This window comes from Promicromonospora vindobonensis (assembly GCF_042685865.1).
Lineage (GTDB): Bacteria > Actinomycetota > Actinomycetes > Actinomycetales > Cellulomonadaceae > Promicromonospora > Promicromonospora vindobonensis.
In genome coordinates, this window is sequence record NZ_JBHUOG010000001.1 from 1,214,872 (window position 1) to 1,236,385 (window position 21,514).

At 72.2% G+C, this 21,514-nt stretch carries 19 protein-coding genes; 3 read left to right on the forward strand and 16 right to left on the reverse strand.

Features of this window, described 5'->3' with window-relative positions; genetic code table 11:
* Positions 1–38 precede the first annotated feature (38 nt).
* From ilvC to ACFS27_RS05760, 10 genes are all read right to left on the reverse strand, one after another.
* Positions 39–1,067, reverse strand: coding sequence for a ketol-acid reductoisomerase (gene ilvC / locus ACFS27_RS05715; protein ID WP_377180875.1), 1,029 nt, complete (start codon positions 1,065–1,067; stop codon positions 39–41).
* Between the two features lie 73 nt (positions 1,068–1,140).
* On the reverse strand, positions 1,141–1,665 hold the full coding sequence (gene ilvN / locus ACFS27_RS05720) for an acetolactate synthase small subunit (protein ID WP_377180877.1): 525 nt from the start codon (positions 1,663–1,665) through the stop codon (positions 1,141–1,143).
* Positions 1,666–1,669: 4 nt separating this feature from the next.
* The gene (locus ACFS27_RS05725) at positions 1,670–3,550 is read right to left on the reverse strand and encodes an acetolactate synthase large subunit (protein WP_377180878.1); all 1,881 of its coding nucleotides are present in this window, start codon (positions 3,548–3,550) and stop codon (positions 1,670–1,672) included.
* 290 nt (positions 3,551–3,840) lie between these two features.
* Positions 3,841–4,602 (reverse strand): hypothetical protein, encoded by a 762-nt coding sequence (locus ACFS27_RS05730; RefSeq protein WP_377180879.1) that lies wholly within the window; start codon positions 4,600–4,602, stop codon positions 3,841–3,843.
* The gene (locus tag ACFS27_RS05735) at positions 4,599–5,945 is read right to left on the reverse strand and encodes an ABC transporter ATP-binding protein (protein ID WP_377180880.1); all 1,347 of its coding nucleotides are present in this window, start codon (positions 5,943–5,945) and stop codon (positions 4,599–4,601) included. Before ACFS27_RS05735 ends, ACFS27_RS05730 begins: the two co-directional genes overlap by 4 nt.
* A 53-nt stretch (positions 5,946–5,998) precedes the next feature.
* Positions 5,999–6,973 (reverse strand): NAD-dependent epimerase/dehydratase family protein, encoded by a 975-nt coding sequence (locus ACFS27_RS05740; RefSeq protein WP_377180881.1) that lies wholly within the window; start codon positions 6,971–6,973, stop codon positions 5,999–6,001.
* Positions 6,970–8,676, reverse strand: coding sequence for a class I adenylate-forming enzyme family protein (locus ACFS27_RS05745; protein ID WP_377180882.1), 1,707 nt, complete (start codon positions 8,674–8,676; stop codon positions 6,970–6,972). Before ACFS27_RS05745 ends, ACFS27_RS05740 begins: the two co-directional genes overlap by 4 nt.
* Positions 8,673–9,992 carry a cytochrome P450 gene (locus ACFS27_RS05750; RefSeq protein ID WP_377180883.1) on the reverse strand — a complete coding sequence of 440 codons (1,320 nt, stop codon included), beginning with the start codon at positions 9,990–9,992 and terminating at the stop codon, positions 8,673–8,675. The genes ACFS27_RS05745 and ACFS27_RS05750 overlap by 4 nt, the downstream gene beginning before the upstream one ends.
* Positions 9,989–10,810: a glycosyltransferase gene (locus ACFS27_RS05755; RefSeq protein WP_377180884.1), complete on the reverse strand. Its 822-nt coding sequence runs from the start codon at positions 10,808–10,810 to the stop codon at positions 9,989–9,991. The genes ACFS27_RS05750 and ACFS27_RS05755 overlap by 4 nt, the downstream gene beginning before the upstream one ends.
* Before the next feature lie 191 nt (positions 10,811–11,001).
* Positions 11,002–12,249, reverse strand: a complete 1,248-nt coding sequence (locus ACFS27_RS05760; protein ID WP_377180885.1) for a 3-oxoacyl-ACP synthase III family protein — start codon at positions 12,247–12,249, stop codon at positions 11,002–11,004.
* 114 nt (positions 12,250–12,363) lie between these two features.
* On the opposite strand from ACFS27_RS05760, the gene ACFS27_RS05765 reads away from it, so the two are divergent.
* On the forward strand, positions 12,364–13,677 hold the full coding sequence (locus ACFS27_RS05765; RefSeq protein WP_377180886.1) for a cytochrome P450: 1,314 nt from the start codon (positions 12,364–12,366) through the stop codon (positions 13,675–13,677).
* An 18-nt stretch (positions 13,678–13,695) separates the two neighbouring features.
* Here ACFS27_RS05765 and ACFS27_RS05770 read toward each other — a convergent pair whose 3' ends face one another.
* From ACFS27_RS05770 to ilvD, 5 genes are all read right to left on the reverse strand, one after another.
* Positions 13,696–14,661, reverse strand: a complete 966-nt coding sequence (locus ACFS27_RS05770) for an ABC transporter ATP-binding protein (protein ID WP_377180887.1) — start codon at positions 14,659–14,661, stop codon at positions 13,696–13,698.
* Positions 14,658–15,515 carry an ABC transporter permease gene (locus ACFS27_RS05775; protein ID WP_377180888.1) on the reverse strand — a complete coding sequence of 286 codons (858 nt, stop codon included), beginning with the start codon at positions 15,513–15,515 and terminating at the stop codon, positions 14,658–14,660. The genes ACFS27_RS05770 and ACFS27_RS05775 overlap by 4 nt, the downstream gene beginning before the upstream one ends.
* Positions 15,508–16,326 (reverse strand): ABC transporter permease, encoded by an 819-nt coding sequence (locus ACFS27_RS05780; protein WP_377180889.1) that lies wholly within the window; start codon positions 16,324–16,326, stop codon positions 15,508–15,510. The genes ACFS27_RS05775 and ACFS27_RS05780 overlap by 8 nt, the downstream gene beginning before the upstream one ends.
* A 69-nt stretch (positions 16,327–16,395) precedes the next feature.
* Positions 16,396–17,067, reverse strand: a complete 672-nt coding sequence (locus ACFS27_RS05785) for a VOC family protein (RefSeq protein WP_377180890.1) — start codon at positions 17,065–17,067, stop codon at positions 16,396–16,398.
* A gap of 79 nt (positions 17,068–17,146) precedes the next feature.
* Entirely contained in the window at positions 17,147–19,009 is a 1,863-nt protein-coding gene (gene ilvD / locus ACFS27_RS05790) for a dihydroxy-acid dehydratase (RefSeq protein WP_377180892.1), read from the reverse strand.
* Positions 19,010–19,411: 402 nt separating this feature from the next.
* Between ilvD and ACFS27_RS05795 the strand changes: the two genes are divergently transcribed.
* Both ACFS27_RS05795 and ACFS27_RS05800 read left to right on the forward strand, forming a co-directional pair.
* Positions 19,412–20,311, forward strand: coding sequence for a glycoside hydrolase family 11 protein (locus tag ACFS27_RS05795; protein ID WP_377180893.1), 900 nt, complete (start codon positions 19,412–19,414; stop codon positions 20,309–20,311).
* Between the two features lie 170 nt (positions 20,312–20,481).
* A complete protein-coding gene (locus tag ACFS27_RS05800) occupies positions 20,482–20,916 on the forward strand; it encodes a CBS domain-containing protein (protein WP_377180894.1) in 435 nt (144 codons plus the stop codon).
* An 11-nt stretch (positions 20,917–20,927) separates the two neighbouring features.
* Here the strand turns inward: ACFS27_RS05800 and ACFS27_RS05805 are convergent, their stop codons facing one another.
* On the reverse strand, positions 20,928–21,512 hold the full coding sequence (locus tag ACFS27_RS05805) for a GNAT family N-acetyltransferase (protein ID WP_377180896.1): 585 nt from the start codon (positions 21,510–21,512) through the stop codon (positions 20,928–20,930).
* Positions 21,513–21,514 lie beyond the last annotated feature (2 nt).

Below are 21,514 nucleotides of genomic sequence, written 5' to 3' on the forward strand. Positions count from 1 at the left end.
CGTGCGGAGGGCGGGGCGCTGTGCTGGAGGCAGTGCGGTCAGCGACCGGCCTGGCCCTCGACGTAGTCCGAGTCGGACGGCTTGATCCACGAGAACATCTTGCGCAGCTCGCGCCCGGTGGTCTCGATGGGGTGCTGCTCGCCCTTGGCGCGCAGCTCCTTGAACTCGGGGGCGCCCGCGTCCTGGTCCGCGATGAACCGCTCGGCGAAGGCGCCGTTCTGGATGTCGGCCAGCACGGCCTTCATGTTCTCCTTCACGCTCGGGTCGATGACCCGCGGACCGGAGACGTAGTCGCCGTACTCGGCCGTGTCCGAGACGGACCAGCGCTGCTTGGCGATGCCGCCCTCGACCATCAGGTCGACGATCAGCTTGAGCTCGTGCAGCACCTCGAAGTACGCGACCTCCGGCTGGTAGCCGGCCTCGGTCAGCGTCTCGAACCCGTACTGGACCAGCTGCGAGGCACCGCCGCACAGCACAGCCTGCTCGCCGAACAGGTCGGTCTCGGTCTCCTCGGTGAACGTCGTCTTGATACCGCCGGCACGCAGGCCGCCGATGCCCTTGGCGTACGAGAGCGCGATGTCCCAGGCCTTGCCGGAGGCGTCCTGCTCCACGGCAACGATCACGGGCACGCCGCGGCCGTCGGCGAACTCGCGGCGCACGATGTGCCCCGGGCCCTTGGGCGCGACCATCAGCACGTCGTGCCCGGCCTCCGGCTTGATGTAGCCGTAACGGATGTTGAAGCCGTGCCCGAAGACGAGCGCCGCGCCCTCCTTGAGGTTCGGCGCGATGTCCTCGGCGTACACGTGCCGCTGCACCTGGTCGGGCGCGAGGATGACGACGACGTCGGCATCCCGTACGGCGTCCGGCACGGTCGCGATGGCGAGGCCCTCGTTCTCGGCCTTCGTGCGAGACGCGGAGCCCTCGCGCAGGCCCACGGTCACCTGCACGCCGGAGTCACGCAGGTTCAGGGCGTGCGCGTGGCCCTGGCTGCCGTAGCCGATCACAGCAACCTTCTTCTGCTGGATGATCGACAGATCGGCGTCGTCGTCGTAGAACAGCTCAGCCACGGTTCTTGCTCCTTGTGTTGATATCTCGGGTGGAAAGTAAGTCAGTAGGTCACGGGGTCACGGGGTCACGCGGTCACGCGGACCGGACGGTGCGCTCGAAGGCACGGTCGGTGATGGACCGAGCTCCCCGGCCGATGGCCAGGGTCCCGGACTTGACGATCTCACGGACGCCGTACGGTTCCAGCGCCGCGAGCAGCGAGTCGAGCTTCGCCGCCGGGCCCGTTGCCTCGATGACCACGGAGTCCGGCACGACGTCGACGACGCGCGCCCGGAACATCTCGACGACCTCCAGCACCCCGGTTCGGGTGGTGGCGTCGGCCCGCACCTTGACGAGCAGCAGCTCGCGATGCACTGACGACTCGGGTTCGAGCTCGACGATCTTGATCACGTGAATCAGCTTGTTGAGCTGCTTGGTGACCTGTTCCAGGGGGTGCTCCTCGACGTCGACCACCACGGTGATGCGCGAGATCTCCTCGTGCTCCGTCGGTCCCACCGCCAAGGAGTGGATGTTGAACGCTCGCCGGGCGAACAGCCCGGCGACGCGTGTCAGCACGCCGGGCTTGTCTTCCACGAGCACCGACAGGGTGTGCCTCGACATGGGGTCAGTCCTCTCGCTCCCACGCCGGCGAGATGCCGCGTGCGTACTGGATGTCATCGTTGCTCACACCGGCGGCGACCATGGGCCACACCATCGCGTCCCGCGAGACGGTGAAGTCCACGACCACCGGCCGGTCGTCGATCTCGTTGGCCCGCTTGATCGCCGCGTCGACGTCGGAGGCCCGCTCCACCCGGATGCCCTCGCAGCCGTACGCGTCGGCCAGCTTCACGAAGTCGGGCACGCGCATGGTGCCGTGACCGGTGTGCAGGTCGGTGTTGGAGTAGCGCGACTCGTAGAAGAGCGTCTGCCACTGCCGCACCATGCCCAGCGAGCTGTTGTTGATCACCGCCACCTTGATGGGGATGTCGTTGATCGTGCAGGTGGCGAGCTCCTGGTTGGTCATCTGGAAGCAGCCGTCACCGTCGATCGCCCACACGGTCCGGTCGGGCATGCCGACCTTCGCTCCCATGGCGGCGGGGACGGAGTAGCCCATGGTGCCGAGGCCGCCGGAGTTGATCCAGGTGTTGGGCCGCTCGTAGCTGATGAACTGGGCCGCCCACATCTGGTGCTGCCCCACGCCCGCGACGTAGATCCCGTCGGGCCCGGTCAGGTCACCGATCCGCTGGATCACGTGCTGCGGCGAGAGGTGGCCGTCCTCCGGCTGGGTGAAGCCGCGCGGGTAGGTGCGGCGCCACTCGTCGAGCTGACGCCACCACCCCTCGACGTCCGGCTTGCCGTGCGCCTCGTGCTCCCTGGCCAGCTCGGGCAGCAGGTCGCCGATCACCTCGCGGAGGTCGCCGACGATCGGGACGTCCGCCTCGCGGTTCTTGCCGATCTCCGCCGGGTCGATGTCCGCGTGCACGATCGCCGCGAGCGGGGCGAAGCTCGAGAGCTTGCCCGTGACGCGGTCGTCGAACCGGGCGCCGAGCGCGAAGACGAGGTCCGCCTTCTGCAGCGCCGCCACCGCAGGCACCGTGCCGTGCATGCCGGGCATACCGAGGTGCTGCGGGTGGCTGTCCGGCACCGCGCCGCGGGCCATCAGCGTCGTCACGACGGGTGCGCCGGACAGGTCGACGAGCTGGCGCAGCAGGTCCGCCGCGCCCGACCTGATGACGCCGCCGCCCACGTACAGCACGGGCCGGCGAGCCGTGGCCAGCAGCTTCGCGGCCTCGCGGATCTGCTTCGAGTGCGGCTTGGTCACCGGGTGGTATCCGGGCAGCTGCAGCTCCTGCGGCCACGAGAACGTGGTGCGTGCCTGCATCGCCGACTTCGAGATGTCGACGAGCACCGGACCCGGCCGCCCCGTCGAGGCGATGTGGAACGCCTCGGCGATGGTGCGCGGGATCTCGGCCGGGTCGGTGACCAGGAAGTTGTGCTTGGTGATCGGCAGGGTGATGCCGACGATGTCGGCCTCCTGGAACGCGTCCGTCCCGATCGACGATGAAGCCACCTGGCCGGTGATCGCCACGAGCGGGATGGAGTCCATGTGCGCGTCCGCGATGGGCGTCACCAGGTTCGTCGCGCCGGGGCCTGACGTCGCCATGGTCACCCCGACCCTGCCGGTCGCGTGGGCGTAGCCCGACGCCGCGTGCCCGCCACCCTGCTCGTGCCGCACCAGGATGTGGCGCAGCTTGGCGGAATCCATCAGCGGGTCGTACAGGGGCAGGATCGCGCCACCCGGGATGCCGAAGACGGTGTCGGCCCCGACCTCCTCGAGCGAGCGGACGATGGACTGCGCGCCCGTGACTTCTTCCGGCCCGACGCGAGGCGCAGCTGCCTCGGGCTCGGTCCTGCCGCCTACCCCGCGAGACCGAAGCTCGGTGCGCACCTGGTCACGCGCCTCGGCGCGCGCGGCGATCTGTGCGGGTGTCGGTGTACCGGTCATGCGGATCTCCTGCCGTCGCGCCCCGTCGCGGGGCGAAAGCGAGCGTTCGTGACAACAAAAAAACCCCGGGTCCTCGGTGAGAAGGACTGCCAGGGTGAGCGCGCGGACGATGCCTGTGCTGGGCCTAGGCCGCGCGCTCAGGAAGTACTACAAGAATGATCGTCTGCACGTGACGCACGTTACGCCGAATCTGCGCCGGTGTCACCCAGCGGGCCGAAGGTCCCACGATTCGAGACAGCGAGCCGGTTCAGCCGCAGGATCCCGCGCCTCCCGGAAGAATCGAGACGCCTTCAGCGCACGTCCCGATGCCGGAACACCGCCCAGCCGAGCAGCGTCAGCGCCGTCGTGCCGCACAGCAGCAGGAGCGCGCTGTGCTCGAGCGGCACCGCGAGAAGGCCGTCGCCGGACAGGACCGTCCCGGTGCCCCGGATCCAGCCGTCGGCGTTCGCGAACACCAGCCAGGCCGGGGCGAGGGACATCGTGCTGAGCACCGTCTCCTCGACCAGGACCCACGCGGCGGCGGGGAGCACGGCCACCCACCAGCGCCGCACCAGCACGCCCAGAGCCGCACCGGCTGCTGCCGCGCACGCCGCGAGCGCAAGCACCCGCACCCCGCTCCACGTGAGCGCGAGCGCCAGCTCCGCCGGCGGTCCGCCGAGCACACCCGCGCGGGCGTGCACCCCGTACATCCCCAGGGCCAGCAGCGCGTAGGCCGCAGCAACGCCGGGCAGCACAGCCAGCCCGGCGGCCGCCACCTTGCCCCAGTACACGCGGCCGCGCCGCGGCTCGACGGTCAGCAGCGCCCGCGTCCCGCCCGACGCCGCCTCCCCCGTGACCAGCAGCACGCCCGCAACGAAGGCCAGGAACACCGAGGTCATCGCGTAGAACGAGACCTCGCCCCGTGCGAGCAGCTCGGCGAGCGTCGAGGCGTCCGCCTCGAACGCGGTCAGCACCACGGCGAGCGCGACGTGCAGCACCATCCCCGCCGCGATCCACCGGATCGCGGGTCGCACGCCGAACCGGCGCAGCTCTGCCCACAACAGTCCCGTCATCGGCTCCCCTTAGCACGCTTCGGAGCACTCGGCCTGGCTGCGCCCGGCTTGGCAGTCGGCTTGGCGCCGTCCTGCTCAGCGCTGGGGCCGGCGTCGGCCACGGCCGTGCCCCGCTCACCATCTGGCTTCGTCGCTGCCTTCTGGTCGAGAGCGGGCTGCTTCTGCGCTGCCCTGTCGTCGATCCTGGCCTGCTTGGCTGCGGCCTTCGCGTCCGAGATCGCTTGTCTCGCGGCAGCCTTCTCAGCGACGGCCTTGTCGGCCGCAGCCCGCTTCTCCGCCGCAGCCTTCTCGGCCGCAGCACGCTTCTCGGCCGCATCCTTGTCGGCCTTGCGCTGGTCGGCGGCCTTCTTCCGTTCCACGGCCTGCCGTTCGGCCGCCTTGCGAGCGGCCCGCTCCTCGGCGCGGCTGAGCTGCTCGGGGACCGGCGGCGCGATCGGCCGCAGCCGGCCGACGACTGCCGCCAGGTCCTCCCGCTGCGGCACGAGCTCGCCGGGGAAGAGCTTCTGCTTCGCGAGCGCCCGGGAGATCTCGGACGGTTCGGCGACGCCGTCGACGTGCAGCGTGTCGCCGTCGGCCCGGACCTTGAACCCGGCGGCGCGCAGCGTCGTAGCCGCCTTGCCCGGCTCGTCGAGGCGGACCCGGACGCTGACCGCGGCGTCGCCGAGCAGGTCGGCGACGGTGCCCTGCGCGAGGACGCGGCCGCCGTCGAGCACGGTGACCGTGTCCGCGACCTGCTGGGCCTCGGTGAGGGCACCGGTCGCCACGAGCACTGTCGTGCCCTGGTCCGCGAGCCGCCGCAGGGCCTGCCGGATCTCGCGGGTGCCGACGGCGTCGAGCCCTCCGCTCGGCTCGTCGACGACGAGCAGGTCCGGGTCGCGTAGGAGCGCGGCCCCGAGCGCGAGGCGTCGCTGCTCGTCGGCGGAGTACGTGCCGTAGGCCACCTTGGCGCGGTCGGTGAGGATCACGCGCGCCAGCACCTCGTCGACGCGGGCGCGCGGCACGCCTGCTGCGCTCGCCAGGATGGCCAGGTTTCGACGTCCGCTCAGCCGCGCCTGGAAACCGGGCTCCCCGACGACGGCGCCGATGCGGCCGGCGAGCTCGGGCAGGTCGTCCGGGACGGGGACGCCGAAGATCTTGATGGCGCCGGCGTCGGCGTGCGCCAGGCCGGTGAGCAGGCGGAGCGTCGTGGTCTTGCCGGACCCCGGGAGCCCGAGCAGCGCGTGGAGCCCGCCGGCCGGCACGCGCAGGTCCAGCCCGTCGACACCCGCGACGCGCCCCCGTACCGACCGGTACGTCTTGCGCAGCCCAAGTGTCTCGACCGCGGTGTCGCTCCCTGGGATCACCCGCACAGGGTAGGGCATTCAGGACAAACAGCAGTTCACTTGCGGTACAGCGGCTACCAGCTCATCGCACCGTGCAGCGACGTGGGCGCGGGGTCGACGCCGAGGCGCTCCCGCAGCACCGTGAGGTCGTAGGTGCGCTCCATCGCGAGATGGCTGATGGTGTACCGCGACAGCCGGGGCTCGCGGCCGGTCCACCTGGACGCCCGCTCCCCTGCCCAGGCCAGCGCCTTGGCCAGCCGGATCGGGATGCCGACCACCTGCACCGGCCGGAACCTGGCGAACATCAGCAGCTCGAGCGTCTCGTCCAGGTCGACGGGCCTCGCATCGGCGACGTTCGCGACGAGCGGCCGGCCGGCGGCGATCTCGGGCTCCACGTCGGCGACCAGGGCCGCGCGCACCGCGTGCACCAGGGTGTCGACGTGCGTGAGGTGCTGGCGCACCTTGCCGCCACCCGGGATCGGGAGCCACGCACCGACGGCCGCTGACTCGAGGCGGGGCAGCAGGGTCGTGTCGCCGGGGCCGTAGACCGCGCGCGGCCGCAGCACGATGACGGGGCCACGGCCCTCCCGTGCGGCATCGGCCGTCAGGTACCGTTCGGCGGCCGCCTTGGTGGCGCCGTACGGGTTGACGTAGCCGTGCGACGGCGCCTCCCCCTCGGTGACGGCGACGCTCGGCGTGCGGGGGTCGTACACGCTGCCGGAGGACACGTGCACGAACCGCGCCTCCGGGAAGGTCTCGCGCACCGCGCGCGTGCCCTCGACGTTGACCACCCAGGCGCGTGCGTGGCTGCCGCCGTCGGCCACGGCGGCACCGCAGTGCACGACGGCGTCGACGTCCTCGGGCAGGTCCTCCTTGGCCAGCGGCCCGTCCCTGAGGTCCCAGAACTGGTGGGACACCTCGTGCAGGACGCCACCGGGCAACCGCGGAGCACGCCGCGAGAACGCGATCACCTCGTGTCCGCGCGCCGCGAGATCACGCGTTACAGCACCACCGATAAAACCCGACGAACCGGTCACCGCCACCCTCATGCGCGCACTGTACCGGCCAGCGGTGAAACCAAGCTGACCAGCGCACGACGATCAGGCTTCCGGGAGCGCCCTGCGACCGGCAGGTGTGACGCCTCGACCACCAGGTCGGGCAGGGCACCGTGGTCCAGGACCCGCGTGACCTGGTCCGCGACCGTCCGGGTCAGGTCGGTGCCGGTGCGAACCCGTGGGTCACCGGCGGCCCAGGCCCCGCCGGCCGCGGTCACCACGAGCACCACACGCTCGTCACCGTCGGGCACGGGGACGCCGACCAGGACGGCGTCGGCCACACCCGGCAGATCGCGCAGCCGGGGCTCGAACAGGCCGGGGTAGATGTTCACCGTGCCGCGGATGATCATGTCGCGGTTGCGGCCGACCAGCACGATCCGACCGGCTGCGTCCTCGTAGGCGAGGTCCCCCGTGCGGTGCTCGGTCGCGGGCGGCCTGCCCGCGTCGAGGTCGGACAGGTACCCGGCCATCAGGGACGGCCCGGTCAGCACGAGCTCGCCCACCTCGTGCGCGCTCTCGCGGGCCACCGGTGTCTCGTCCAGGTCCACGACCGTCGTGTCGATCCGGGCGCCGATGCCGTCGAGCGGACGGCCGACGAGGTCGCCGTCCGCCGCTGCCGCGATCTTCTCGTCCGCGCCCGTCACCGCAGCGGGCAGGATCTCGGTCGCACCGTAGACGGCGAGCCAGCGCGTGCCCGGCAGGACACGGCGGCCGCGTTCGAGCAGCGCGACCGTGACGGGCGCCGCCCCGACCGCGAGCACCGCGGGACCGGCGGGACCCACGGCCGCCTCGGCGGCCGCTGGCACGCCGCCGTCCGGGGAGGCGGCGGTGCTCCGGGCCTCCAGCACGTCGAGCAGCGCGGTCACGTCAGCGGGAACCAGGAACGACGAGTCGGCCCCTGCGACGCCGCGCGCGAACGCCTCCGGCGCGTCCTTCGGCGCCTTCGCCGGGATCTCCCACGTGCCGCCCGCGAGGAGCGCGGGCAGTCCGAGGAACATCTGGTCGGTGTGCGCCCGCTGCCCCAGCTTGAGGTCGCCGACCTGCGCGAACAGGCTCAGCATCCCGCTGAGCGTGCGCGTGGTGTGCACAACGGCCTTCGGGTCCGACGTCGTCCCGGACGTGAAGACGACGAGCGCCTCCCGGTCCTCCCGCTCCTGCGACGTGCCCCGTCCCGCGGCCACCCCCTGCGCCGCCCGGCCGAGACTCGCCACCCGGCGGGCACCTCGTGGCACTCCCGGGAGCCATGACCCGGTGTACAGATGGCGCACCGGCAACCGCCCGTAGTCCGGGAGCAGGAGACCGCGAGACCGGGCGACCGCCCGCAGCGGGCCGGACGACGCCGCGTACAGCAGAGCCTCGGTCGCGGCCCACCGGGGTCGGGCCGCGGTGATCCGCGCGGCGAACAGCTCCGGCGTCGAACCAGGATCCACGAAGACGACGGCGCCACCCGCGTGCAGCACCGCGAGGCACAGGATCACGCCCTCGGGCCGGGGGCGGATGCTGAACAGCACGCGGTCGCCGGGCGTCATGCCGCAGGCCCACAGCCCGGCCGCCGCCCGCTCCACCCGCTCGGCCAGACCGGCGAAGGTGACCTCCTCGCGCACTCGCGCTCCGGCACGGCCGCCGAACCAGCGGAGCGCGACGACCTCGGGCGCGCTGCGCGCGACGTCGAGCAGCTCGTCCACGAGGTGCGTCATGACGCCGCCCTCGGCCGGGGCAGGGCCTGGGCCCGGGCCACCGGCGTCGGGCCGCTGTCCGCGTCCCGGAGGCGCAGCTCCAGCGAGCGGTACGCCGGGACCAGCACGCCACGTGCGGCACGACGCCGCCCGACGACCGGCACGCGACCATCCGTCGCCGCCGCAGCCAGTGCGTCCAGGACCGCGTCCACCTGCGCCATGGCAAGGGGCATCCCGAGGCAGAAGTGCGGGCCCGCGCCGAACCAGAGGTGTCGCACGGCGGGGTCGACAGGCCGGTCCGGGTCGAAGCCGCCCGGTGCTCGGCAGCAGTTCACCGTGGCGATCACGACGCGGTCCCCCGCGGTGACCGGCACGCCACCGACCGACGTGTCGGTCCGCACGGAGCGCAACATCGCCGGCGTCGGCACGGTGACCCGCAGCCCCTCCTCGACGGCGCGCCGCCGCAGCGGCGCGTCGTCCGCCAGCAGGCGCCGCGTCCACCCGGTGTCGTGCGCGATGGCCACGAGCCGCGGCACGAACGACTGGATGGTCTCGGTCCCGGTGAGCACGAACGCCCCGACGGCGCCCATCGCCTCACGTTCCGACAGGCCCAGATCGCGCATCCGTCCTGGCACCGTCGCCGGGTCCCCGGCACGGTAGGCGGCCCGCGCGGGCGCCGTCAGCCGGTCCAGCACGCTCCGCGCCCGCACCACCTGGGACCCCGTGAGCCCGTGCCGGTGCAACCGCACCATCCCGGTGATCGTCTGGGCGGCGGTCATGGCAGAGCGCACCGCGTCGTCCGTCGGGGGCAGGCCCACCATCCCGCAGATCACCGCTCCGGCCTGTGCGGCGACCGCCGTGGCCAGGTCGACGGTCTCCCCAGCGGCGAGCCGCCGCGTGAGCTCAGGCAGCACGCCCGTGCGGCCGTCGTCGTCCGCGGCGACGAGCTCGCGTACCGCGCGCGGTGCGAACAGCGGCCCGAGCGCGCGCCGGAGCGCGGCGTGCTCTGCACCCTCCATGTTGAGCAGCACGGACGGCCCGAGCACCGGCGTCCACAGGTCCGACGGCGCCCCCGGGCCCACCTTCGAGAAGTGGTCCAGGTCGAGGAGCACCTCGCGGGCGATCCCTGCGTCGCTCACCACCACCCCGATGCGCGGCACCCGCACCACCGGCCGGTTCCGCACGGACCGCAGCGCCGGATAGGCGACGGGGTGCGCGGCCCGCTGGACCTGCTCCTCCCAGAGCACCTCCGGCGACGCCGCGCGTGGCACACTTTTCCGGCCCGACGCCGACGCGTCCGCCGGGTCGGCGCGACGCGCGGGCAGAGCGGCCCTCATCGGATGTCCACGACCTCTGGCCGGTACCGGTGGTCGGCGTACCAGCCGAGGGTGCGCACAAGTCCCCAGGCGTGCACGCGACGTGTCGAGGCCCGCACCCACACCGCACGGTGCTCGGAGTACCGGGTGGTCAGCCGCCGCACCGCGTTGACGAGGGCACGGTCCTCGTGCAGGTCCTCGATCCGGGTACGCGGGAACCCGCCCGCCCGCTCGTACAGGGACGCCGTGATGGCCATGTTGCAGCCGGGCGTCATGACGTACGGCCCGAGATAACCGTCGTCCTGGTTGCCCGGGCGGAACTTGCCGAACGTGCTCGACGCCCACAGCGCGAACGACAGGACGCCCTGCTGGAACCGCGACACCGGCAGGTCGTCGTCGCGCGGCACGAGCCGCCCCGCGACGAGCTCGTCGCCCGACCCGAACGCCTCGCGGACCGCGCGGGTCCAGGCCGGTGGCGGCAGGCAGTCGGCGTCCGTCCGGGCCAGCAGCTCGGCGCCCAGCCCGATCGCGGCGCGCATGCCCGTGTCGGCCGCTGCACCGGTCCCCTTCTGGTCCTCGGTGACCACGTGCCAGCGCAGCCGCCCCCACTCCGCGATCGCCGTGCGGACGACGTCGGGCGTGCCGTCGATGGACCCGTTGTCCACGACCACGAGGTCGAAGTCGTCGTCCTCCTGCGCGTGCAGCGCCTCGAGCGTGCGCAGGATCCCGTGCTCGTGCGCCTCGTTCAGCGCCGGCACCACGACGGCGAGCCGCCGGCGGCCCGGCGCTCCGGGGCGCGGAGCCCGTTCCGGGCCTTCACTACGCTCCGCGCTCCGCATGCGGAGCGGAGCCTGTTCCGCGCCTTCACTACGCTCCGCTCCCGGCGCATGCCTCGTTCCTCGGCCTACACCGTCCGCTGCGCTCCGCATGCGGCGCGGAGCCTGTTCCGCGCCTTCACTACGCTCCGCTCCCGGCGCATGCCTCGTTCCTCGGCCTACACCGTCCGCTGCGCTCCGCATGCGGCGCGGCGTCACCACCGGACCACCATCGCACCCATGCTGATCCCACCGGCGAGGCCGACCAGCAGCACGACGTCGCCTCGCCGCAGGCGGCCCGACTCCCGCGCCTTCACCAGCTGCAGCGGCAAGGTGGCCGACGCGATGTTGCCGTGGTCGGCCACGGTGACGATCGTGCGGTCGGCCGGCACGCCGAGCGCACGGTGCACGTCCGCGAGGTACGCGACCGCCACCTGGTGCACCGCGACGAGCGCGACGTCGTCCATGGTCACGCCCGCCGCGGCGAGGGCCTGCTCGACGGGTCCCGGGCCGAAGGCGTCGAACGCTGCCCGCAGCCGCGACCCGTCGATCTCGAAGTAGCTCCGCTCGGGGTCGCGCGGGTTCACCGTGCCGCCGCCCGGGAGCATGCCGACGTCCCAGTGCTGCGACTCGGCGGCGAACACCGAGGCGAGGATGCCGGACTCCATGCCCGACTCCCTGCCCCGCTCCCTGCCAGATGCCTCCAGGCTCTCGTCACGGACCAGCCCGGCGAGCTCGGCGGCCAGGTCGTCCTCGAAGGCGTCGACCTCACGAGTGCCGGCCAGGCCCGTGCCGGTCGACGTGCCGGTCGACGTGCCGGTCGACGTGCCGGTCGCCTCGAGGAGCACCGCCGCACCGGCGTCGGACATCGTGTAGCCGGCCGCTGACATCGCGTACGTCCGGCGGTCGGGTACGTCCCAGCGGACGCCGCGCGTCGGCATCTCGCCGCACGCGACCAGCACGCGGCGGTACCGGCCGGTGCCGATGAGCGCCTCGGCCACCTCCATACCGTTGAGCACGGAGTTGCAGGCGTTCTTGACGTCCATCACCGGCGCGCGGACGCCGAGCTTCGCGGCCGTGATGTGGCTGGTGGCGGGCTCGATCATGTCCTGGGTGGCCGACGCGAAGATCAGCAGGTCGACGTCGTCCGGCCCCAGGCCGGCGCGGCCGAGGACGGTGCGGGACGCGGCGACGGCGAGGTCCGACGCCTGCTGGTCGTCGTCCGCCACATGGACGCGGCGCACGCCGGTCAGACGCGACACCATCGGGAGCCGCGGCGCGACCTTCGGGTTCCTGCGGTGCAGGTCACGCTCGGCGTCGGCCACGTCCCGCGTGCGTGCGGGGAGGTGAACGGCGACGTCGACGATGCGGGCGACGGGGCGGGGAGACTGCTGGTGCTGGTGGGCAGGTGAGCCGGACGGGTTCGCGGCCGGGCTCAGCACTACCGCAGGTTCGGGAGGCACGCCGCACAGGGTAGCGGCGTCCTGGCTCCGACCGATGTCGGTGGTCAAGCCGCACCGGTACACGCAGGCCGGGCCGGTGCCGCGCCGGGAGCACCTGCCCATAGGGTGGCGGCCGTGATCCAGACCCTCCCCACCACCCGGCACGAGCTGGGCCTCCTCTACCGCGCCCGGCCGGCGATGGCCGGCCTGCTCCTTGCGGGCAGCGCAGCCCAGCGGTGGCCCGACAAGGGCTCACCGGTGCGCAAGGTGCCGGGCATCGGGTGGGTCACCGCGGACCCGGTGGTGGCCCGTGCGGTGCTGCAGGACCACCGGTCGTTCACCATCCTCGGGGAGGGCGGGGTGGGGAACCTGTGGGCTCAGATCCTCGGCGACTGGGTGCTCGACCTGTTCGACGGCGCGGGCCACCACGACCTGCGGACCCGCACGCGCGAGCTCTTCACGGAGGCGGTCTCCCGTGACCTCGTGCACGCCGCGTGGGGCGAGCGGGTCGCCGCGGCGGGCGAGGTGCTGCGCTCGGGCGGCACCCTCGACGTCGCGCACCTCGCGCGGGTCCTGGTGGGCCGCATGGTCATCGGCCTGCTGGGGATCCCCCGGCCCGCGGGGCACGGCGGGGCCTGGCCCGACGACGAGGGGGCGCTGCGGATCTTCGAGACCGGTGAGCGGCTGGCCACCGTCGCGCTCGGCACCGCCGGGTCCACGATCCTGACGCCGGATCAGGTGGCGACCGCGCAGGGCATCGTCGCCGAGCTGACCGCCGGGGTCCCCGACGGCTGGCAGGACGCGCCGTCGGACACCCTCCTGGGCCGTTGCAGGGAGCTCGGGCTCGGACTGACCGAGACCTCTGGCCTGGCCTGTCTGCTCATGGTCGCGGGTACCGAGACGGCTGCGAGCGCCATGGGCCGGACCACCGCGCTGCTGATCGACACGGGTGAGCAGCACCGGATGCTCGCGGCGATCCGCGCGGGCGCCGAGGCGGGTGTGCCCGGAGCATCGCTCGGGGCGCCCGGCGGCGGCGCGCGCACGGCCCGCCTGCTGAACCCCGGTGAGGCCGATCCGGTCGAGAACGTGGTGCGCGAGGGGCTGCGGGTGACGAGCCCTGCGTCGGTGATCGGCAGGGGTGTGGCTGCCGACGTCGAGGTCGGCGGCGCCCGGCTGCGTGCCGGTGAGCGGATCATGCTGCTGATCTGGTCGGCGAACGCCGCGGCGGGTCCGTTCCGGGCCGATCGTCCGTATGTGCGGGAGTCCCGCCAGCTCTGGTTCGGCGCGGGCAGGCACCTCTGTCTGGGGGCCGCACTGGCCAGGGCCGAGATCGGCACCCTGCTGCGGATGCTGTGGTCGACCGACGAGCCGCTGCGCGTCGTCCGACGGCGGGCAGCCCGGGGTGTCCTGATCCCCGCCTGGTCGGAGCTGACGGTCACCCGCCGCTGACGCCCTTCTTGGTCGGGGCTATCGCCGGGTGGCGCGGTAGATCTCGCGCACCACGTCCTCGATGTCCGGCTCCGTGATCGACAGGTCCACGACCTCGGCCCGCTCGGACACCGCGGCGAGCACGCGGGCCGCCGTCGTGCGCTGCGGGTCGAAGGCGAGACGTTGCCGCAGACCGTCCGACTCGCTGCGCACGTGCTCGGCACCGTCCACGTCCACCAGGTCGGGGCTCGCCGTGGCGAGGTCCACCACGAGCTCGCGCCGCGCTCCCACGGTGCGGCCCAGTCCCTCGAGCGTGCCGTCGAACGCGAGCCGGCCGTGGTCGACGACGAGGATCCGGTCGCAGAGCCGCTCGACGTCACCCATGTCGTGGGTCGTCAGGAGCAGGGTCGTGCCGTGCTCACGCCGCTGTGTCACGAGGAACTCGCGGAGGCGCTGCTTGGACAGGACGTCGAGGCCGATCGTCGGCTCGTCGAGGATCAGCAGCTCCGGCCGGTGCAGCAGGGCCGCGGCGACCTCGGCCCGCATCCGCTGCCCCAGGGACAGCTGCCGCACGGGCGTCGCCAGGAACTCGGCCATCTCCAGCATCTCGACGAGCTCGGCGGTGCGGCTGCGCTCGTCGCCCGCGGACAGGGAGTGGATCGCGGACAGGATCGAGAACGACTCCTGCACCGGTAGGTCCCACCAGAGCTGAGAGCGCTGCCCGAAGACCACGCCGATCCGGCGCGCGAGCGCGCGGCGCTGCTTCAGCGGGTGCAGCCCGACGGTGGTCACACCACCGCTGGTGGGGACGAGGATGCCGACCAGCATCTTGATGGTGGTCGACTTCCCGGCGCCGTTCGCCCCGATGTAGCCCACCGACTCGCCCGCCCCGACGGTCAGGTCGAGGTGGTCCACCGCGACGTGCCTGCGCCGCCGCAGCCTGTTCTTCCGGTCCGGCCGCCCGGTGAACACCCGGGTCAGGCCCTCCGCCTCGATGACGTTCATCCGCCCGCTCCTCGATAGTGCCGAAGTCCCCAGCGCCAGCACAGGGCCGCTACGGCCACCGCCCAGAGGGCGGCGACCGGCGCGCACCAGCCCAGCCACGTCGGCAGCCCGGCCAGGCCTGGCATGCCGAGCAGCGTGGCTACCGGCAGGTACGCCGCGAACGCCACCGGAAAGACGCCGGCGAAGACGACCAGCAGGCCACGCGGCCACACGGTGGCGGGCTGCGTCGCCGCGTACCGTCCGCCGTACACGAACGCGTTGGTCATCTCGGCGCCGTTGACCAGGAAGAACTGCAGCCCGGCGGCGGTGACGAACTGCGCGGTGAAGATGATGAACCCGCAGACCAGGGCGAGCACCAGGAGGCCGACCGTGCCGATGCTCCAGTCGATGTCGTTGATCGCCAGCGCCACGGTCAGCGCCGTCGCGCCCACCAGCCAGCGCCCGATCCGGCGCAGGCTGAGATCGCTCGTCACCAGCTGCGCGAGCACCGGCTGCGGCCGCAGGAAGAACACGTCGAGCGTGCCGGCGCGCACGTAGACCGGCAGGTTGTCGCAGTGTCCCGCCGCCAGGTCCGCCAGGGAGAAGGCGACGTCGGACAGGCCGAACACGAGCATGATCTGGGCCAGTGTGAACCCGCCGATCTGGTCCGTGGCCGAGTACAGCACCCAGAGCTCGGTGAACTCGATGGTCCCGACGAGCAGCGCGCCGATCAGGTCCATGCGGAAGCTGGCCCGGTGGCTCGCCTGCGAGCGCGCGCGGCTCGCCAGGACCGCCCGGTAGGCGCGGAGCGCCCCGCGCGCCTCAGACAGCGCCTGCCAGTGGCTGAGTCTGCGGTTCCGCTTCGCCTCAGCCACCCTGCACCTCCAGCCTGCGGCGTCCGGCACGCGTGGTCAGGTGCCCGACGCCGAGCACCGCCGCGAGCCACAGCGTCTGCACCCCGACGTGCTGCCAGGCCGCCGCCCCGGTGACCTGCCCGGAGAGCACGTCGATCGGAAGCTGCATCATCGAGGGGAAGGGGGTGAGCAGCGCGACGGTCAGCAGCCAGTCCGGGAACAGGTAGATCGGCGTGAACAGGCCGGCGAAGAATCCGGAGACCGCCATGTAGAACACGCTGATGCCTCGGCTCTCCACCAGCCAGAACCCGGTGGTGGCCACCGCGTACATGGTGGCGTGCGAGACCGCGATGCCGATCAGCAGGCTGAGCAGGCCGAGCGCGTACGCGCCGGCAGAGGGCGGCAGCGCCATGCCTGCGACGACCACACCGATGAGCACGCTGGGCAGCCCGCGCGGCAGCAGTGCGAACAGCCCCTCCCCGACGTCGGTCAGGACGTGCGCCGCCTGGACGCTCACGGGCCGCAGAAAGTCGACGGCGACGTCGCCCGACTTGATCCGGGTCTGCAGGTCGCTGCCGCCCCACAGGTTCACCGACCCGAGCATGCCCTGCCCCAGCCAGACGAACGCGGCCATCGTGGCCGCCGAGTACCCGGCCAGCTCGCCGCCGGCGCTCTCGACAGCCGCGCCCATGATTCCGCCCTTGAGCAGGCCGAACGTCGCGTTCGCCACCAGGCCGGCGAGCATCGCCAGCGGGTAGGCCGACTGCCCGCGGAAACCCGCTACCAGGAACCGCCAGTAGGGGTTCCGGGCGGGTGACGGGAGCGAGCGCACAAGCGCGAGACCCTACCGGCCTTCGGTGCGGATCTCACCCTGTTTTACGGGCGCCCGCCCGGCGATCCGTCAGGGCTCGTCCTGCCACGTGCAGACGCACGCCTCATTGCCCTCCGCGTCGGCGAGCACCCACCACGCCGGAGCGAACTCGTCGGTGACGAGCCGCCCGCCGGCGGCGATCACCGCAGCCACCCGTTCCTCGGCATGGTCGTGCGCCACCCACACGTCGACGTGGATGCGGTTGCGCTGTTCGCGCCGCTCGTCGGTCTGCTGGAACGCGACGGTCGGCAGCCGGCCGTCCCCGTCGAGCAGGGCATCCAGCCCGGCGCTCCCTGCCGAGCCCGGCTGCGGGTCGTGCCCCAGCACCGCCTGCCAGAAGGGCTGGACCGCGGTACCCGCGACGGCGTCGATCACGAGCGACACGTCCCGCACCCCTGCCGGGTCCGCCGTGATGCTCAGCTCGCGGGCCGCCGCCGAGATCTCGCGCGCGAGCGCGAGGTCCCGCGCGGACAGCCCGCCGATGTCGTGCGACCAGGTCCGCACGGTGACCGTGCCGTAGCGCAGGTCCACGTCCGGATGGTGGTTCGCGGACTCGGCGAGCAGCCCGATGCGGGTGATGAACCTCAGCCCCGCGCCGAACGACCCGGTGGTGAAGCGCGCGACCGCGGACGACCGCAGCACCCGCCAGTCGCCGGTGCCCTCACCCGCGGTGAACTCGGCAGCCGTGATCGCGTCACTCATGAGTCGCTCTCCTTGTGTCATGTGTCCGGGTCACACCACCATGGCACGAGACTCCGACACTCGAAATGCTGCCCCGCGATCAGCCACGGCGGAGCCGCGCCACGTCCCGCACCGCACCCCGGTCCGCCGACGTCGCCAGGGCCGCGTAGGCCTGCAGCGCCGGCGACACGTACCGGTCGCGGGCCACGGGCTGCCACGGCCGCTCGGACGACTCCATCTTGGCCCGGCGCTCCGCGAGCACATCGTCCGGCACGTTGATCCGGATCTTGCGGGTGTCGACGTCGATCTCGATCTCGTCGCCGTCCTCGACCAGCCCGATCGTGCCGCCCGCTGCGGCCTCCGGGGAGACGTGCCCCACCGAGATACCGCTGGACCCGCCCGAGAACCGGCCGTCGGTGATGAGCGCGACCACCTTGCCGAGACCGCGGCCCTTGATGTAGCTGGTCGGGTAGAGCATCTCCTGCATGCCCGGCCCGCCTGCGGGACCCTCGTAGCGCACGACCACGACGTGGCCCGGCTCGACCTGCTTGGTCAGGATCTTCTCGACGGCCTCGTCCTGCGACTCGCAGACCAGCGCCTTGCCGACGAAGTGGAACACGTCGGGGTCGACACCCGCCGTCTTGAAGACGGCGCCGTCCTCGGCGAGGTTGCCGCGCAGCACGGCGAGGCCGCCCTCCACGGTGTACGCGTGCTCGACGGAGCGGATGCAGCCGCCCGCGCCGTCCGTGTCGAGCGACTCCCACTGGTTGTTCGTGGAGAACGCCTTGGTGGTGCGCACCCCGCCGGGCGCCGCGTGGAACAGGCCGAGCGCCCGCTCGGTGGCCTTGCCGCCGCGGACGTCCCAGTCGTCGAGCCACGCGCGCAGCGTGGGCGTGTGCACGGAGGTGACGTCGTGGTCCAGCAGGCCGCCACGGTCGAGCTCACCGAGCAGCGCCGGGATTCCGCCCGCCCGGTGGACGTCCTCCATGTGGTAGTCCGGGTGGTTCGGCGCGACCTTCGACAGGCACGGCACCCGGCGGCTGATGCCCTCGATGTCGGTGAGCGTGAAGTCGACCTCGGCCTCCTGGGCCGCGGCGAGGATGTGCAGCACCGTGTTGGTGGAGCCGCCCATGGCGACGTCGAGCGTCATCGCGTTGGCGAACGCGGCCTTGGTCGCGATCCCGCGGGGGGCTGCGCTGTCGTCCTCGTCCTCGTAGTACCGGCGGGCGAGGTCGACGACGGTGCGGCCGGCCTCGAGGAACAGCTCCTTGCGCGTGGCGTGCGTCGCGAGCGTCGAGCCGTTGCCAGGGAGCGACAGGCCCAGCGCCTCGGTGAGGCAGTTCATCGAGTTCGCGGTGAACATGCCGGAGCAGGAGCCGCAGGTCGGGCAGGCGTTCTCCTCGACCAGGCCGAGGGCCGCGTCGTCGACGTTCTCGTCGGCCGAGTAGTTGATCGCGTTGATGAGGTTGAGCGGGGTCTTCGCGACGCCGTCGGCCACCACCGCCTTGCCTGCCTCCATGGGGCCGCCGGACACGAAGACCACCGGGATGTTGAGCCGCAGCGCGGCGTTCAGCATGCCGGGTGTGATCTTGTCGCAGTTCGAGATGCACACGAGAGCGTCAGCGGTGTGCGCCTGCACCATGTACTCGACCGAGTCCGCGATGAGGTCGCGGCTGGGCAGCGAGTAGAGCATCCCGGCGTGGCCCATCGCGATGCCGTCGTCGACGGCGATCGTGTTGAACTCCTTGGCGACGCCCCCGGCCTCCCGAATCGCGGACGCCACGAGGTCGCCCATGTCCTTGAGGTGTACGTGCCCCGGTACGAACTGCGTGTACGAGTTCGCGATCGCGATGATCGGCTTCCCGAAGTCGTCGGCACCCATGCCGGTGGCGCGCCACAGCGCGCGGGCTCCGGCCATGTTGCGGCCGTGGGTGGACGTCCGGGAGCGGAGGGGACGACTCATGACGGTTCAGCTCCTTCGATGCTGGATGGCCGCGCTGTGTGCAAGGCGAGCGGCCTGAAGCACGCTACCTCCGGTGTGCCGCCCACGACGGCACCCGTCCACAGGGTGGCCGTCGGGCAAAAACGAGCAAAGCGATACCCTTGACCCAGCCATGGGGCCTGGGCACACTGGTCTCTCGGCAGGCCGCTGACGTCGAGAACGTCGGACCCTGCCCCACGGATGCCGACCACCTGGACGCCGCTGTTCAGGACCCGGCCCGCTCCCGCACGTATCCGCTCACTGCTACGTACAACGAGGTGCGACATGGCGAAAACGTTTACCACATCGAAATCGTTTACTACCCGACCGGCACCACCGCCGCGAGGCCGCCTGCTCCGGAGGCTGGCCGGCATCGGCGCCACGATGGCCCTGGTGGCCGCAGGCATGGTGGCCACCTCCGTCCCCGCTGCAGCGGTGGACCGCAACGAGACCGGCAACCACGGCGGCTACTTCTACTCGTTCTGGACGGACGCACCGGGGACCGTCTCGATGAACCTCGGGTCCGGAGGCAACTACTCCACCCAGTGGAGCAACACCGGCAACTTCGTGGCCGGCAAGGGCTGGGCGACGGGCGCCCGCCGGAACGTCACCTACTCGGGCACGTTCAACCCGTCCGGCAACTCCTACCTGACCCTCTACGGGTGGACCAGGAGCCCGCTCGTCGAGTACTACGTTGTCGACAGCTGGGGCACCTACCGGCCGACCGGCGACTACCAGGGCACCGTCACGACCGACGGCGGCACGTACGACATCTACAGGACGATGCGCTACAACAAGCCGTCGATCGAGGGCGACAACTCGACGTTCCCGCAGTACTGGAGCGTGCGCCAGCAGAAGCGCACCGGCGGCACGATCTCCGCCGGCGCCCACTTCGACGCGTGGGCCGCGCGGGGCATGAACCTCGGCAACCACGACTACCAGATCATGGCCACGGAGGGGTTCCAGAGCAGCGGCAGCTCGAACATCACGGTCGGCACCTCCGGCGGCGGGGGTGGCGGGGGTGGCACCTCCTGCACCGTCAACGTGACCAGGGGCCAGGAGTGGGGCGACCGGTTCAACGTGAACCTCTCGGTCAACGGGACCAACAGCTGGACCACCAGGATCAACCTCTCCGGCGGACAGTCCCTGCAGAACAGCTGGAACGCCAACGTCACCGGGAGCACCGGCACGCTGACGGCCACGCCGAACGGCGCGGGCAACAGCTTCGGCATCACCGTCTACAAGAACGGCAGCAGCTCGCTGCCCACGGCCACGTGCTCCTGACGCACGGGCCCCGATAGCCGGGGCGGGATGCGTCAGCGGCGGCGCATCCCGTCCCCCTCGCCCCGTGACAGGCGTTTCTCCCACTACCTGAACCTCGCACCGTGCCGTACGGTCGTAGTAGGAGCTCGCAATGACGCGGACTCCTGCGTGCACGTGATGGAGGTGCTCGAATGCGGGTGACAGAGGCATTGCGGCGCAAGGGCAGCTCGGTGGTCACCATCTCAAGGGACCGGAGCGTGCGTGACCTGCTCGCCCTTCTCGCCCAGCACGGCATAGGCGCCGTCGTGGTGTCCGACGACGGCGTGCGCGTCGACGGGATCGTCAGCGAGCGTGACGTCGTCCGTCGGCTGCACTCGGACGGGGACGCCGTGCTCGACGGCACGGTGGAGGCGATCATGACGGCCGCTGTGCACACCTGCGGGCCCGAAGCCACCCTCGACGAGCTCATGCCGGTGATGACGGAGCACCGGGTCCGGCACGTCCCCGTGCTCGTGGACGCCCGGCTGACCGGGATCGTGAGCATCGGTGACGTGGTCAAGCACCGGATCGCCGAGGTGCAGGCCGAGCGGGACCAGCTGACCGCCTACATCACGGGCGGCCCGTAGGCCGGGCCGGATCAGTCCTGCATCGCCCGGTACTCGTCCTCGAGGATGCTCATCACGATGGCGTCGGCCCAGGTGTCGCCGTCGCGGTAGATGTCCCGCAGGCGGCCCTCCACACGGAATCCGAGCGACTCGTACAGCGCCTGGGCGCGCGGGTTGATGCTGAGCACGTCGAGACTGACGCGGTGCAGGCCGAGCCCCTGCTCGCCGTCGACACCGTCGAACGCGAACCGGAGCACCTCGGCGATGGCTTCCCTGCCATACCCGCGGCCCCGGTAGTTCGGCAACAGCTGGAGCCGCAGGTTCGCCGAGCGGACGTCCTCGTCGAGGTCGTTGAGCACGATCTCGCCGATCAGCTCGTCGCTGACCGGCTTCCCGTCCCGCTCCGCGGCAGGGCAGATCGCCCAGTCGTACCGGCCGGGCCGGTCGCTGACCGCCCTCGCCCACTCGTCGATCTGGTCACGGGTGAAGACGGCGGTGGTCCCGGTCAGCCGGGTGCCCTCCGGGTCCTGCACTGCCTCCCACAGGCGTTCCGAGTCGCGCGCCTCGATGGGACGCAGCCGCATCATCTCGCCGTGCAGGAGGGGGCCGCGGGTCACCT